The 13,595-nt window shown below is 61.9% G+C and carries 14 protein-coding genes and 1 pseudogene; 9 read left to right on the top strand and 6 right to left on the bottom strand.

What is annotated here, in order from left to right; genetic code table 11:
- Positions 1–16 precede the first annotated feature (16 nt).
- The 7 genes from ACFIQF_RS09805 to ACFIQF_RS09775 all read left to right on the top strand — a co-directional run bounded on the left by ACFIQF_RS09805 (position 17) and on the right by ACFIQF_RS09775 (position 7,238).
- Positions 17–415, top strand: coding sequence for a phage holin family protein (locus ACFIQF_RS09805; RefSeq protein WP_393942365.1), 399 nt, complete (start codon positions 17–19; stop codon positions 413–415).
- Positions 416–430: 15 nt separating this feature from the next.
- A complete protein-coding gene (locus tag ACFIQF_RS09800) occupies positions 431–754 on the top strand; it encodes a hypothetical protein (protein WP_393942363.1) in 324 nt (107 codons plus the stop codon).
- Positions 755–1,134: 380 nt separating this feature from the next.
- The gene (locus ACFIQF_RS09795) at positions 1,135–2,139 is read left to right on the top strand and encodes a BMP family protein (RefSeq protein WP_393942362.1); all 1,005 of its coding nucleotides are present in this window, start codon (positions 1,135–1,137) and stop codon (positions 2,137–2,139) included.
- A 172-nt stretch (positions 2,140–2,311) separates the two neighbouring features.
- Complete coding sequence (locus ACFIQF_RS09790) at positions 2,312–3,880, top strand: ABC transporter ATP-binding protein (RefSeq protein WP_393942360.1); 1,569 nt, start codon at positions 2,312–2,314, stop codon at positions 3,878–3,880.
- 21 nt (positions 3,881–3,901) lie between these two features.
- Positions 3,902–4,963: an ABC transporter permease gene (locus tag ACFIQF_RS09785; protein ID WP_393942359.1), complete on the top strand. Its 1,062-nt coding sequence runs from the start codon at positions 3,902–3,904 to the stop codon at positions 4,961–4,963.
- A 47-nt stretch (positions 4,964–5,010) separates the two neighbouring features.
- Entirely contained in the window at positions 5,011–5,934 is a 924-nt protein-coding gene (locus ACFIQF_RS09780) for an ABC transporter permease (RefSeq protein WP_393942357.1), read from the top strand.
- Positions 5,935–5,963: 29 nt separating this feature from the next.
- Positions 5,964–7,238 (top strand): amidohydrolase family protein, encoded by a 1,275-nt coding sequence (locus tag ACFIQF_RS09775; protein WP_393942355.1) that lies wholly within the window; start codon positions 5,964–5,966, stop codon positions 7,236–7,238.
- A gap of 245 nt (positions 7,239–7,483) precedes the next feature.
- Here the strand turns inward: ACFIQF_RS09775 and ACFIQF_RS09770 are convergent, their stop codons facing one another.
- Positions 7,484–7,822, bottom strand: coding sequence for a hypothetical protein (locus ACFIQF_RS09770; RefSeq protein ID WP_393942353.1), 339 nt, complete (start codon positions 7,820–7,822; stop codon positions 7,484–7,486).
- A 247-nt stretch (positions 7,823–8,069) separates the two neighbouring features.
- Here ACFIQF_RS09770 and ACFIQF_RS09765 point away from each other — a divergent pair, with 247 nt between their 5' ends.
- Together ACFIQF_RS09765 and ACFIQF_RS09760 are read left to right on the top strand one after the other, a co-directional pair.
- A complete protein-coding gene (locus tag ACFIQF_RS09765) occupies positions 8,070–8,552 on the top strand; it encodes an IPTL-CTERM sorting domain-containing protein (RefSeq protein WP_393942352.1) in 483 nt (160 codons plus the stop codon).
- A gap of 51 nt (positions 8,553–8,603) precedes the next feature.
- Positions 8,604–9,656: pseudogene (locus ACFIQF_RS09760) on the top strand (BclA C-terminal domain-containing protein).
- 83 nt (positions 9,657–9,739) lie between these two features.
- Here ACFIQF_RS09760 and arsH read toward each other — a convergent pair.
- From arsH to ACFIQF_RS09735, 5 genes are all read right to left on the bottom strand, one after another.
- Positions 9,740–10,456: an arsenical resistance protein ArsH gene (arsH, locus tag ACFIQF_RS09755; RefSeq protein ID WP_393942349.1), complete on the bottom strand. Its 717-nt coding sequence runs from the start codon at positions 10,454–10,456 to the stop codon at positions 9,740–9,742.
- Positions 10,457–10,580: 124 nt separating this feature from the next.
- Positions 10,581–11,012, bottom strand: a complete 432-nt coding sequence (arsC, locus tag ACFIQF_RS09750; RefSeq protein WP_393942347.1) for an arsenate reductase (glutaredoxin) — start codon at positions 11,010–11,012, stop codon at positions 10,581–10,583.
- A 25-nt stretch (positions 11,013–11,037) separates the two neighbouring features.
- Complete coding sequence (locus tag ACFIQF_RS09745) at positions 11,038–12,327, bottom strand: arsenic transporter (RefSeq protein ID WP_393942346.1); 1,290 nt, start codon at positions 12,325–12,327, stop codon at positions 11,038–11,040.
- Positions 12,328–12,430: 103 nt separating this feature from the next.
- Positions 12,431–12,775 (bottom strand): ArsR/SmtB family transcription factor, encoded by a 345-nt coding sequence (locus tag ACFIQF_RS09740; RefSeq protein WP_393942344.1) that lies wholly within the window; start codon positions 12,773–12,775, stop codon positions 12,431–12,433.
- Between the two features lie 317 nt (positions 12,776–13,092).
- Positions 13,093–13,347 (bottom strand): hypothetical protein, encoded by a 255-nt coding sequence (locus ACFIQF_RS09735; RefSeq protein WP_393942343.1) that lies wholly within the window; start codon positions 13,345–13,347, stop codon positions 13,093–13,095.
- Between the last annotated feature and the right edge of the window lie 248 nt (positions 13,348–13,595).

Genomic DNA, 13,595 nt, shown 5'->3' with positions numbered 1-13,595 from the left:
TGACGAAGGAGAGTCCATGAACTGGTTGTCTTTGCTGGGGCTCGATGACACACTGGCGCGCGCCCGTTCGCTGATGAGCGAAGGCGCCATTGCGGCCGAAGACCGCATCGATTTGCTGGCCCTGGAGTGGCAGACCCAGAAGAAGAATCTGCTCTGGCTGCTGGTCATGGGGCTGGTGGTGGCGGGGCTGACGATTGTGGCGCTGACCGTGCTCTCGGGCGCCATCATCATCACCTACTGGGACACGCCCAACCGCATGCTGGTGACCTGGCTGGTTGCGGGTGGCTGGTTGCTGCTGTGGGTGGGGGTGCTGGTTTTCCTGGCGTTGACGGCCAAAAAGGCGGCCAGCCCGTTTGCGCTCAGCCGCAGCGTGTTGCGCAAAGACTGGGTGGCGCTCAAGCGCCGCCTCAAATAAATGCAGGGGAGCGCTATGAAAGAAGAACGCAACCAAGCCGAGCTGTTGCTGCTGCAAGAGGCCAGCCCGCAAGAGCGCGAAGTGCTGGAGCGCATCCGCAGCCAGCGCGAGCGCCTGCATGGACGCCGCCTGGCGCAAGAGCAGGCGCTGGCTTTGAAAGCCCAAGACCCGAACTATGCGCTGGCGCACGGCTCGCTGGTAGAGCGCCTGATCGGCTTTGGCCGCCAGCACCCGGTGGTGTGTGTGGGAGCTTTGGGGCTGGGCCTGTTGCTGGGCCCGCGCAAGCTGATGCGTATTGCCACCGTGGCTTTGCCGCTGGTGATGAAGCTGCGCCGCTGAAAACCCCCCTGCCAATCGCCTACGCAGTGCGCATAGTTTTTCTGGCGCGCTGCGCCAAATCCCCGACAAAAACTCTGCCAAATATTCACTGGGTGCGGCACTCGGGCGTAGAATGCCGACGCTTTGCGTATATGCGCCAAGCGTCTGGTGCCTCGCGGCCTGGCCAGTCTCTTTATCCGTTCAACGCCCGGTTTTGGTGCATGGTATTGGCCGTGCATCGCCACAGTAGTGCAGCGCTCCTTGGAGCCGCTGCTTTTTTTCGGCCTGAACCGGTATTTTGACCAGCCGGTACGAAACTTGCTCTGCCTGGCACCAGGCCACTTTGCCCATCGGCGCCGCCGCTGCAAGGTGGACGATCTACACCACAAGGAGTTTTCGCAATGAGTACAAGGCGTCGTCTGGTTCAGCTGGGTCTGGCCGCAATTCCTGCCGCAATCGTCGGCCTGTCGCCGGTGGCGGCATGGGCCCAGGCCAAGATCAAGGTGGCTGCGGTCTACACCGTGCCCTACGAGCAGCAATGGGTGAGCCGCATCCACACCGCACTGAAGGCGGCCGAGGCGCGTGGCGAGATCGAGTACCAATCGAGCGAAAACGTCTCCAACGCCGATTACGAGCGCGTGATGCGCGAGTACGCCACCGGCGGCGCACAGCTGATGTTCGGCGAGGTGTTCGGCGTGGAAGCCGCTGCCCGCAAGGTGGCCAAAGACTTCCCCAAGCTGGCCATCGTGGCCGGTTCGTCGGGCAAGATCCAAGCGCCCAACTTCAGCGTGTTCGACAACTACATCCAAGAGCCTGCCTACCTCACCGGCATGATCGCTGGCGGCATGTCCAAGACCGGCAAGATCGGCATGGTCGGCGGCTTCCCGATCCCCGAAGTGAACCGTTTGATGAACGCTTTCATGGCCGGCGCCAAGGAAGTGAACCCCAAGGTGGAGTTCACCGTGAGCTTCATCAACAGCTGGTTTGACCCACCCAAGGCCAAGGAAGCCACCTTCGCCATGATTGACAAGGGCGCCGACGTGCTCTACGCCGAGCGTTTTGGCGTGAGCGATGCCGCCAAGGAAAAGGGCAAGCTCGCCATTGGCAACGTGATCAACACCCAGGCCCAGTACCCGGACACGGTGGTGGCTTCGGCGCTGTGGCACATGGAGCCGAGCGTGGAGCGCGCCATCAAGGCGGTCAAGGACGGCAGCTACAAGGCTGAGGACTACGGCCCGTACTCGATGATGAAGCACAAGGGCTCGTCGCTGGCGCCGCTGGGCACTTTCGAGAAGAAGGTGCCAGCCGATCTGGCAGCCAAGGTCAAGGCCAAGGAAGCCGACATTCTGGCTGGCAAGTTCACGGTCAAGGTGGACGACTCGCAACCCAAGTCGACTGCCAAGTAAAGCTGCAAACCGGCCGCCAATCTAACGGCGGCCTGGTATTCACTCCCTCTCCCGCGTGCGGGAGAGGGCGGGGTGAGGGGGCTGTTCTGCATGCGTCGCATGTTCCGCCCCAGCGCGCCACCCCAAACCCATTCCATCCCAGCGCCCCGGCACCCCCACGTGCCTCAACACCATGTCGTCTCCCCCATCTTCTGCCGCAGCTGCGCCCGTGGTGCTGCAACTGCAAGGCATCACCAAACGCTTTGGCCCGCTGGTGGCCAACGATGCCATCTCGCTCACCCTGCACCGGGGCGAGGTGGTGGCGCTGCTGGGCGAAAACGGCGCTGGCAAATCCACGCTCATGTCCATCTTGTTCGGCCACTATGTGGCCGACGAGGGCAGCATCTCCGTCTTGGGCCAGCCCTTGCCGCCCGGCCAGCCGCGTGCTTCGCTGGCCGCCGGCATTGGCATGGTGCACCAGCACTTTGCGCTGGCCGACAACCTGAGCGTGCTCGACAACATCATGGTCGGCAGCGAATCGCTCTTGCGCCCCGCATCGGCCAAACGCGAAGCGCGCGCCAAACTGGTGCAGGTGGCGCAGCAGTTTGGCCTGCCGGTAGAGCCCGATGCCCGCGTGGCAGGCCTCACCGTGGGCGAGCGCCAACGGGTAGAAATTCTCAAAGCGCTGTACCGCGGCGCCCGCATTCTGATTCTGGACGAGCCCACCGCCGTGCTCACGCCGCAAGAGAGCGAAGCGCTGTTTGCCACGCTGGCGCAAATGGTGGCGCAAGGCTTGTCGATCATCTTTATCAGCCACAAGTTGGGCGAAGTGCTGCGCGTGGCCGACCGTGTGGCCGTCTTGCGCCATGGCAAGCTGGTGGCCGAGGCGCCCGCAAAAGGCACTACCCAAGCGCAATTGGCGCAGTGGATGGTGGGCGAAGCCGTGGCCTTGCCCGAGCGCCGGCCTGCACAAAACGTTGGTGCCACCGTGTGCCAGTTGGACAAGGTGCACACCGTGCTCAGCAAAAAAAGCACGGCGCGTGATCGCTTAGTCGATGTATCGCTGCAATTGCGTGCTGGCGAAATTGTGGCCATTGCCGGCGTCTCCGGCAACGGCCAAGTGGCTTTGGCCGATGTGCTTTGCGGCGTGCGTCGCATTGGCAGCGGACAGGTTACCTACCAGGGCCAGCCCTTGCCAGCATCGCCCGTCGCCTTGGTGGCGCAGGGCGTGGCCCGCATTCCGGAAGACCGCCACGGCACGGGCGTGGTGGGCGATTTGCCGGTGTGGGAAAACGCTGTGTCTGAGCGCCTGCGCAGCCGTTGGTTCTCGCGCTTGGGCTGGGTCAAACGCGCTGCGGCTCGCAGCCAGGCGCAGTACGTATCGCAAAAGTTCGACGTGCGTGGTGGCGGGCTCGATGCGCCGGCCCGCTCGCTCTCAGGCGGCAACATGCAAAAGCTCATTCTGGGCCGCGCTCTGCTGGCACCCCAGGGCTCGGACGGTGCGGCGCCGCGTCTCATCGTGGCGCACCAGCCCACCTGGGGGCTCGACATCGGTGCCGTGCGCTTTGTGCACCAGCAATTGCTGGCCGCCCGCGATGCCGGCGCAGCCGTGTTGCTGATATCGGACGACCTCGACGAAGTGCTTGCCCTGGGCGACCGCATTGGCGTCATGCACGAAGGCCATCTCTCGCCCGCGCTGCCCCATGCCGACTGGAGCCGCGAAACCATTGGTCTGGCCATGGCCGGATCGGGCCCGGTCTGAGGCGCCTCCTAAGAGAATCCTATGCGTTTAGAAAAAAGACCAACCCCTTCCAAAATCGCCATGGTGGCGGCGCCCTTGGGCGCGGTGGTGTTCACCTTGCTTGTCAGCGGCTTGCTGGTGCTGTGGGCGGGCGCGCCTGTTGGCGCCACCTATGCGGCCATGTTCAAAGGCGCTTTTGGCTCGCTGTTTGCGCTGTCCGAAACGCTGACCCGCGCAGTGCCGCTGATTCTTACCGGCCTGGCGGCCGCAGTGGCTTTCCGCGCGCGCCTGTTCAACATTGGTGCCGAAGGCCAGCTCTACGCAGGCGCTGTGGCTGCCGTGGCTGTGGGTGGCATGCATGGCGGCAGTGGTTTTGAGCTGCCTATGGTTGTGCTCTTTCCGCTGATGATGCTGGCGGCGGCCTTGGCTGGCGCGGCTTTGCTGCTGGGCCCGGCCTTGATGAAAACCCGCTTGGGCGTGGACGAGGTGGTCACCACCTTGCTGCTCAACTTTGTCATGCTGCTGCTGGTGTCTTACCTGCTCGACGGCCCCATGAAAGACCCCATGGCCATGGGCTGGCCGCAAAGCGTGGCGCTGCAAGGCGATCTGGAGCTGGGCAAGCTCATTTCGCAAACCCGCTTGCATAACGGCTTGTTGATGGCCGTGGGCTTGGCCGTGGTGCTGTGGCTGGTGCTGCAGCGCACGGTGTCTGGTTTCTCCATCCGCGCTGCCGGCGCCAACCCGCGCGCGGCTGCTTTTGCTGGCGTGCCGGTAACACGCACTGTGGTGCTGGTGGCGTTGCTCTCGGGCGGCCTGGCCGGTTTGGCGGGCGCTATCGAAGTGGCGGGCCGCACCAGCTACCTCACGCTCGACATGTCGCCCGGCTACGGCTACAGCGGCATCGTCATCGCCATGCTGGCCGGCCTGCACCCGCTGGGCGTGGTGGCCTCGGCCGTGTTTGTGGCCGGCATGCTGGTGGGGGCCGACAGCATGAGCCGCGCCGTGGGCGTGCCCAATGCGATTGCCGATGTGATCGTGGCCGCCTCGCTGCTGTCGGTGCTGGTGGCAAGCCTGCTCACCCAATACCGTTTGCGCAGAAAGTGAGCCGCCAATGAAACACCAAACAACAAGCAAGCCGTGCGGAGTGCGCAATGACTGAACTGATGGATATTTTGGCCAACGGCTCCTTCTGGGTAGCCGTGTTGCGCACCGCCACGCCGCTGTTGCTGGGCACCTTGGGCGTGCTGCTGTGCGAGCGCGCAGGCGTGCTCAACCTCGGTATCGAAGGCATCATGGTGGCCGGCGCTTTTGCCGGCTGGCTCACCGTCTACGCGGGCCATGGCTTGTGGACGGGCGTGCTGGTGGCGGCTTTGACCGGTGCTGTATTTGGCGCTTTGCATGCGTGGCTTACGGTGGGGCTGGCGCTGTCGCAACACGTATCGGGCCTGGGCATCACCATGCTGGCCACGGCTTTGTCGTACTACGGCTACCGCGTGAGCTTCCCCAAGGTGAACACGCCGCCCACCATCACGCCATTTGAGGCCATGGACTGGTTGCCCATCCCCATTCTGGGCGAGCAAACCGCGCTCACCTTGCTGGCGCTGCTGCTGGTGCCCTTGCTGGCCTGGGCGCTGTTCCGCACGCCACTGGGCCTGGCCGTGCGCATGGTGGGCGAGAACCCGCAGGCCGCCGAAGGGCAGGGCATTCCCGTGCTGGCCGTGCGCAGCGGCGCCATCATCGCCGGCTCGGCCTTGATGGGCGTGGCTGGCGCCTTTCTCACCTTGTCGGCCTTCAACGCCTTTTTCTTCAACATGGTCAACGGCCGCGGCTGGATCTGCGTGGCGCTGGTGGTGTTTGCCTCGTGGCGGCCCGGCAAGGCGCTGCTGGGCGCGCTGCTGTTTGCGTTTTTCGATGCGCTGCAACTGCGCCTGCAACAATCGGGTGAAGGCCTGGTGCCTTACCAGTTCTACCTGATGCTGCCGTATCTGCTCTCCATCCTGGCCCTGGTGCTGGTAGCGCGCAAAGCCGCGTACCCGCAGGCTTTGATGAAGCCTTATCGCAAGGGCGAGCGCTGAACGCCGCGCCCTCCTACAAGGAATAAAAAATGCTCGATTTACTCATCAAAAACGCCACGCTGCCTGATGGCCGCCAGAACATGTCGGTCGCTGTCATCGGCGGAAAAATCACCGAAGTGACCGAGGGCCTGCAAGCGCCTGCGCACGAAACCGTCGACGCCCAAGGCCTGCTGCTCAGCCCGCCCTTTGTCGACCCGCACTTCCACATGGACGCCACGCTCAGCTACGGCATGCCGCGCGTCAACGAAAGCGGCACCTTGCTCGAAGGCATTGCGCTGTGGGGCGAGCTCAAGCCGCAACTCACGCACGAAGCTCTGGTGGAGCGCGCCTTGGCCTATTGCGACTGGGCCGTGGCGCGTGGCCTGCTGGCCATCCGCAGCCATGTGGACACCAGCGACCCGAGCCTGCTGCCGGTAGAGGCCATGCTCGACGTGCAAAAGCGCGTTGCCCCTTACATCGACCTGCAACTGGTCGCATTCCCGCAAGACGGCGTGCTGCGCACCAAGGGCGGTTTGGACAACTTGAAGCGGGCGCTCGATATGGGTGTTGATGTGGTGGGCGGCATTCCGCACTTTGAACGCACCATGGCCGACGGCGCTGAAAGCGTGCGCATTCTCTGCGAGCTGGCGGCCGATCTGGGCAAGCGCGTAGACATGCACTGCGACGAATCGGACGACCCGATGTCGCGCCACGTCGAAACCTTGGCCTTCCACACCGAGCGCCTGGGCATGCAAGGCCGCGTCACCGGCTCGCACCTCACCTCCATGCACAGCATGGACAACTACTACGTCAGCAAACTCATCCCGCTGATGGCCGAGGCGCAGCTGGGCGTGGTCAGCAACCCGCTGATCAACATCACCATCCAGGGCCGCCACGACACCTATCCCAAGCGCCGTGGCATGACCCGCGTGCCCGAGCTCATGGCCGCCGGCCTGACCGTCGCCTTCGGCCATGACTGCGTGATGGACCCCTGGTACAGCCTGGGCAGCGGCGACGCGCTGGACGTAGCGCACATGGGCCTGCACGTAGCGCAAATGACCAGTCGCAAAGGCATGCAACAAGCCTTTGACGCGGTCACGCAAAACCCAGCCAAGCTCTTGGGCCTGCAAGGCTACGGTATCGAAGCCGGTTGCAATGCCGACTTTGTGCTGCTGCACGCCAAAGACCCGGTCGAAGCCCTGCGCCTGAAAGCCACGCGCCTGGGCGTCTGGCGCCGTGGCCAGCGCATTGCCAGCACGCCAGCGCCGGTGGCTAGCTTGAATTTGGCTGGGCGGCCTGCTAGTACGACGTTGCTGAGCAAGTAAGCTGGGCGCTGTTTTGCTCAGCGCCTGAAAGGCTTTTTAGGGTTGGTTTTTTAACTGGCGGTTGCTGGCAATGCTTGCAGCTGCTGGCCGGGACTGAGCCGGCAGGCGACCTCCCTTTTTGCTGCACGTCCGGAGTGCCGGCCACCGGAACGCCGGCCGCAAGAAAGCTAGGGGAAAAAACGTGCCCTGCAGCCAGCGTCCCCGAAAGGGGTGGAGAGGGACATCCTGAACAGCCAACACCTGATTCACATCCGTCTCTCAACTGCATCAAACACTGCCGCCAACTGCAGATAAACCTCTGCCCAGCCGCTGGCCATGGCCAGCTCTTGCAGCGGCCCGGTTGCCGCAAACAGCACCAGCAACTGCTGTCGGTTTGGCAAAGCGCCGGTTTGCAAAAGCGCTATCTGCCCTTCCAACTCGGTTTGCGCATGGGCAGCGTCCCGCCAAGATGACCAAGAAAAATCATTGCCCGGCAGCGACACCAGTTCCAGTGTTGCTTCCAGCACATGCAGCAGCGTCTGCTGTGCAGAGTGTGAATCCATGGCTTGATCGAGCAAGGCTTTGGTGCGTTCTAGTGGGTGCATGCGGTGCTGCGTTGCCTGCGCTTGTGCTCAGGGGAAAGTCCCTGGGTCGTCCGAATAACGCCATTTTGTATCCGATAACCAGTTCAAGCCATTGATTTCAATGGATGTGGCTTCTTCGCCCGCGCATCCCGCAGATGCATCCTAGTATGCTCAGATTCTGAATATTTTGTTTGCACGGTTTACGTTTAAACACATTTAGGTTGTAATCGCGGCTATGAAACATTTATGGGCTCAGGCTGCTTTGGGTGTGCCAGCAATTCTGCGCAAGTGGGGCGGCTTGGCCGTTTTATTGGCTATAGGCACGGTGGCACAGGCGGACATTGTCATTCCAGCCGGAGCCAGTTACCAAAAGGCGGGCAGCGCACTGAACCTGGGTTGCACGGATCTGCAGGTGTCGGGCACCTTGGTGCAGGGTGCGGGCGGGTCCATCGTGAATGTGCGCAATGTGCAGATCAATGTTGGCGGTCTGCTGGATATATCGGGAGCCAGCGTGCAGCTGGCGCAGAACTACAGCAACCAAGGCTCAGTGGTGGCAACTGGCGGCAGCGTCACCCGGGTGGACAGCGTGGCCTGCCCGGCCGCAGGGCCGTTGGGTGCGGTTGATCCGTCGGGCAAGGCCACCGCTGCCGTGGCGGCTGTGCCTGTGCCTTCGCTGCAACCGCTGGCACTGCTGCTCTTGTCTTTGCTGCTCGCCGCGCTGGGCGCTTGGCGTGTCCGCCGTCAACGCTGACCAAGCACCTTCTGGCCTGCCTTTATTGCCCCATACCTGGCTTGCAACATCATGAAAAAACCAATCAAACCCACTATCGTTCCTTTGCTGGCAGCACTTTTGTCCGCCTCTGCCTGGGCGGCAGACGATGTGGTGATTACGCCCGCGCCTGGCGCTGGCGTCACCATCAACTCCAGTGCCTCAACGCCGGCCATCCAGGTACTGCCCAACCAGCAGGTGCAACTGCCGGGTTTGCCTGCGGCTGCGAGCTACAGCAACACGGTGTGCCGTGATTCCGCAGGTGTTTTGGGGCAGTGCGATGCTTCGGTGTCTGCCGGCACGCCAGGGCCTACCGGCCCGGCTGGCCCTGCCGGTGCAATAGGGCCAGCTGGCCCAGCCGGAGCCATGGGCCCCGCAGGGCCTGCTGGCGTTGCCGGGCCGATAGGGCCAGTGGGTGCTGCTGGTGCTCCCGGGGCTCCTGGTGGTCCAGGTGCCATAGGCCCTCAAGGTGTCCAGGGGGACGCTGGCCCAACTGGCCCTATCGGCCCGGCAGGCCCAGTGGGAATGGTGTTCAAAGGTGTCTGGAGCGGCGCTACGGTTTACCAAATTGGCGATGCAGTTTCTTCCCAAGGCTCCAGCTATATTGCTTTGGTAAACAATCAAAACATCACGCCCGGTACGGACGCTACGGTCTGGTCTGTGTTGGCGGCCAAGGGGGAGAGCGGGTCTGCTACAGACACTTACTTTTCAGCCTCCAACGTTTCCGGGGCAGTAGTAGCCGTAACTTTGGCGGGCACACCTTTGCCGTTTCCTACGGTTAATGCCAATGCAGGTGTTGTAGTTAATGCATCGAATACGGTGGTCACTGTTCCCAGTACGGGTGTTTACCAACTGTCTTATTAGCTCATGACAAACACTGCTTTGTTGATGAGTACACGTGTTGTATTGAATGGTTCGCCACTTAGCACTTCGGTTGTCAGCCCTGTAGTAGCGACTACTCAGTTTGCCTCTCAAGTTATTGTGTCGCTAACCGCTGACGATACTCTCAGTGTGCAAATGTATGGCTTACTTGGAGCAGCTACTCTGACGGGCAGTGCAAACTTCAACCTCGTGAAAATTAAGTAGCGGCACAATGAGCACTTGTGGGGTGGCACGCAGGTGTCGCCCCAACTTTCCAGACAGCTGTTACAACCCCAACCCCAATAGCCTCACATCCTCGCCAAAGTCTGCGCGTGCATCTTGGCGCGTTCTTCCTTGCGTTCGCTGTAGCGGTCTACCAGATAGGGAGCAATGTCGCGGGTCAGCAGGGTGAACTTCATCAGCTCTTCCATCACGTCCACCACGCGGTCGTAGTAGGCCGATGGCTTCATGCGGCCTTCCTCGCTGAACTCTTCGTAGGCCTTGGCGACCGAGCTTTGGTTGGGGATGGTCAATAGCCGCATCCAGCGCCCCAGAATGCGCAGCTGGTTCACGGCGTTGAAAGACTGCGAGCCGCCGCTCACCTGCATGACGGCCAGCGTTTTGCCCTGGGTAGGGCGCACGGCGCCTTCGGACAGCGGAATCCAGTCGATCTGCGACTTCATGATGCCGGTCATCGCGCCGTGGCGCTCGGGCGAGGTCCAGACCATGCCTTCACACCAGCGCACCAGTTCGCGCAGCTCTTTGACCTTGGGGTGGTCGGTGGGCGCGCCGTCGGGCTGGGGCAGGCCGGCGGGGTCAAAAATGCGCACCTCGGCGCCCATGCCTTGCAGCAAGCGGGCGGCTTCTTGGGTGAGCAGCTTGCTGTACGAGCGCTCGCGCAGCGATCCATACAGCATAAGAATGCGCGGCGCATGCGTGGAGGTTTGGGCTGCCACCAGCGCTTGTTGCGTGGGGATGTGGAAGCTGGCAGCGTCGAGGTTGGTGGAGATGGATTCGGCAGACATGGGAGAGAACAGAGTGGAATTTTCAGGGGCGGGCGGCAGGTGGCGAACGCTCGTACCAGCGCTTGGATGGTTTGGCGCGTGCCACCCACCGGCTTAAGCCTTGGGCTGTGGTTATGGGTTTTGATCAGCGCTTGGCGATGCGCTTGCCGTTTGCGTCTACCACCGCTTCGCCATCTTCTTTGGTAAATGCCGCTTGCTGGGGCTTCGGCAGAATGTCCAGCACCGCCTCAGATGGGCGGCACAAGCGCGTGCCTATGGGCGTAACAACGATCGGGCGGTTGATCAAAATCGGGTGTTGCAGCATGAAATCCATCAGCTGGTCGTCCGTCCATTTGGCATCTGCCAGGCCCAGCTCGTCGTACGGGGTTCCCTTTTGCCGCAGTACTTCGCGCACGGGCATGCCCATGGCCTGGATCAGTTGCACCAAGGTGGCACGGTCTGGCGGGGTTTTAAGGTATTCGATAACCGTTGGCGATTCGCCGCTGTTGCGGATCAAGGCCAAGGTGTTGCGCGAGGTTCCGCAGGCCGGGTTGTGGTAAATGGTGATGTTGCTCATAGCACTTGGGTGGTGTTGCCAGTTATCAGAAAACCACGCTCAGCCGTAAGGCCAGCGCCGCCAGCGTAAAAAGCAGCACGGGCAAGGTGAGCACCGCGCCTACGCGCAAGTAGTAGCCCCAGCTGATGCTGGTGCCTTTTTTGGCAAGCACATGTAGCCACAGCAGCGTTGCCAGGCTGCCTATGGGCGTGATCTTGGGGCCCAGGTCGCAGCCAATCACATTGGCGTACACCATGGCTTCTTTGACGGCACCGCTTGCGCTGGATGCGTCTATCGACAGCGCGCCAATAAGCACGGTTGGCATGTTGTTCATCACGGATGAGAGCAGCGCCGACAAGATGCCCGTACCCATGGCAGCGCCCCACACGCCGCCTTCTGCAAAGCGGTTGAGCAGGCTGGCAATGGAGTTGGTGAGCCCGGCGTTGCGCAGGCCGTAGACGACTAGGTACATGCCCAAAGAGAAGATGACAATCTGCCACGGCGCGCCGCGCAGCACTTTTTTAGTACTGATGACATGCCCACGCGCTGCCACGGCCAAGAGCAGCACAGCGCCTGCCGCTGCCACTGCGCTCACGGGCACGCCCATCGGCTCCAGCGCAAAAAAGCCCACCAGCAGCAGCGCCAACACCACCCAGCCAGCGCGGAAAGTGGCCTTGTCTTTGATGGCTGCAGCAGGCGCTTTAAGCTGGCCCAGCTTGTAGGTGGCCGGAATATCGCGCTTGAAGAACAGCAGCAAAACCACCAGGCTGGCCAGCACCGAGGCCATGTTGACGGGCAGCATCACGGAGGCATAGTCGTTAAAGCCGATTTTGAAAAAATCCGCCGACACGATATTCACCAGGTTAGACACTATCAACGGCAAGCTGGCCGTGTCTGCAATAAAGCCCGCCGCCATCACAAAGGCCAGTGTGGTTGCCGCTGAAAAGCCCAGCGCCACCAGCATGGCCATGACGATCGGCGTCAAAATCAGCGCCGCGCCATCGTTGGCAAACAAGGCTGATACCGCTGCGCCCAGCAGCACAATAAAGGCGAACAGCTTGCTGCCGCTGCCGCCGCCCCAGCGGGCAACGTGCAGCGCAGCCCATTCAAAAAAGCCCGCTTCGTCGAGCAGCAAGCTGATGATGATCACCGCCACAAAGGTGGCCGTGGCGTTCCACACAATGTTCCAGACCACCGGTATGTCGGCCAGGTGTACAACGCCCAAGAGCAGCGCCGTTACGGCACCCAGCGAGGCGCTCCAGCCAATCCCCAAGCCGCGTGGTTGCCAGATCACCAGCGTCAGTGTCAGTAAAAAAATCAAAATGGCCGTGAGCATGACCGGTGTGTCCTCAATGCGGGTGTGGGGTGAAACTTGGCTCTGGCCAGCATGCGGCTGGCTGAGTTGCGGCTGAACAAAGCCAGCCCATTCGTCGCCATGCTCAGCAGCAGGGCGTGTTGTCGTTGCCGGGGCAGCAAACGGGCGCGGCCAGCTCGCAGCCAGCGCCGGCGCAGCAGTTCTGTGTCAGGTAGCCCAGCACGCCGTCCATCTGCGCAAAATCGGCGCGGTAGATCAGGTTGCGGCTCATGCGCTCCTGGCTCACCAGGCCGGCGTTCACCAGCTCTTTGAGGTGGAAGGACAGCGCCGTCGCCGCCACACCCAGTTGCTCGGCCAAAACCGAAGGCGTCAGCCCGTCGGCCCCGGCCACCACCAGCGCACGGAACACCCGCAGCCGCACCTGGTGCGCCAAGGCGGCGAGGGATTTGATGATTTGGTCTTCAGACATAGTTCAATGATATTTGAAGTATTGAATATTTGTGCAAACCACGTTGGGCTTGGGGTTGGCTGCCCTAGCTAACGCAAAGTGGTAAGTGGCTGTGTCTTGAAAAAGGGCAGTCCGTGCTTCGCGCTCGCGGGCAAGCACTGCTCGCTGCTCCGGTGCGGGCTTGCCCGTATACAGCAGCATCTGACGCCAACCTGATACCCAAGCTCAAATGCAAGGGTGAACAATTGTCTATAAAACACTAAGACACCTGATTCAAGGGTATTCAAACTCTTGCAGGTTTGCTCGAATTGGTGCAGCTATCGATTCGCACATTGCGATCAATAAATCACAAATTCAACAAAGAACAGGGGTCGACCTATGCAGCAGTCCAATCCGTTGAGCAAACCTCCATCCACTTTGCGGTCCGCGACGCGGCTTCTGCGCAAGCCGGTCTGGCGGGTGCTCTTGCCGACATTGCTTTTGGCTGGCACGGCTATGCAAGCGCAGGCGCAGACAACACCCGCCGCAGGTGTCTGCGTGGTGACGCCAACGGGTACAGGCACAGCAGCGAGCGCGGCGTGGTCGAGCGCCATGAGCCTGGCCTCGGCGCTTGCCGAGCCGAGCTGTACAGAAATCTGGCTCCAACAAGGCACCTACACGCAGCAGGCAGAAGCCAAAGGCTTCATCATTGCGCGAACACTCCAGCTCTATGGCGGGTTTGTTGGCAATGAAACCAGCTTTGCAGCGCGCCCTGCACCGGTGAACAGCAGCACCACCGTACTTGATGGAGAAAACACACGCACGGTGCTCTATATCGACGGCACGACAACGGCAGGTGGCC

Source organism: Comamonas trifloxystrobinivorans (assembly GCF_043359985.1).
GTDB classification, from domain to species: domain Bacteria; phylum Pseudomonadota; class Gammaproteobacteria; order Burkholderiales; family Burkholderiaceae_C; genus Comamonas; species Comamonas trifloxystrobinivorans.
The sequence above is the reverse complement of the archived record's forward strand: the minus strand, read 5'-3'. Positions and strand labels throughout refer to the sequence as shown.

Excerpts from the sequence above, each read along its gene's own strand:
- arsH (WP_393942349.1), bottom strand. The coding sequence starts at position 10,456 with ATGTCTGCCGAATCCATCTCCACCAACCTCGACGCTGCCAGCTTCCAC.
- ACFIQF_RS09795 (WP_393942362.1), top strand. The coding sequence starts at position 1,135 with ATGAGTACAAGGCGTCGTCTGGTTCAGCTGGGTCTGGCCGCAATTCCT.
- arsC (WP_393942347.1), bottom strand. The coding sequence starts at position 11,012 with ATGAGCAACATCACCATTTACCACAACCCGGCCTGCGGAACCTCGCGC.
- ACFIQF_RS09775 (WP_393942355.1), top strand. The coding sequence starts at position 5,964 with ATGCTCGATTTACTCATCAAAAACGCCACGCTGCCTGATGGCCGCCAG.
- ACFIQF_RS09800 (WP_393942363.1), top strand. The coding sequence starts at position 431 with ATGAAAGAAGAACGCAACCAAGCCGAGCTGTTGCTGCTGCAAGAGGCC.
- ACFIQF_RS09770 (WP_393942353.1), bottom strand. The coding sequence starts at position 7,822 with ATGCACCCACTAGAACGCACCAAAGCCTTGCTCGATCAAGCCATGGAT.
- ACFIQF_RS09785 (WP_393942359.1), top strand. The coding sequence starts at position 3,902 with ATGCGTTTAGAAAAAAGACCAACCCCTTCCAAAATCGCCATGGTGGCG.
- ACFIQF_RS09790 (WP_393942360.1), top strand. The coding sequence starts at position 2,312 with ATGTCGTCTCCCCCATCTTCTGCCGCAGCTGCGCCCGTGGTGCTGCAA.
- ACFIQF_RS09805 (WP_393942365.1), top strand. The coding sequence starts at position 17 with ATGAACTGGTTGTCTTTGCTGGGGCTCGATGACACACTGGCGCGCGCC.
- ACFIQF_RS09780 (WP_393942357.1), top strand. The coding sequence starts at position 5,011 with ATGACTGAACTGATGGATATTTTGGCCAACGGCTCCTTCTGGGTAGCC.
- ACFIQF_RS09735 (WP_393942343.1), bottom strand. The coding sequence starts at position 13,347 with ATGGCGCTCGACCACGCCGCGCTCGCTGCTGTGCCTGTACCCGTTGGC.
- ACFIQF_RS09740 (WP_393942344.1), bottom strand. The coding sequence starts at position 12,775 with ATGTCTGAAGACCAAATCATCAAATCCCTCGCCGCCTTGGCGCACCAG.
- ACFIQF_RS09745 (WP_393942346.1), bottom strand. The coding sequence starts at position 12,327 with ATGCTCACGGCCATTTTGATTTTTTTACTGACACTGACGCTGGTGATC.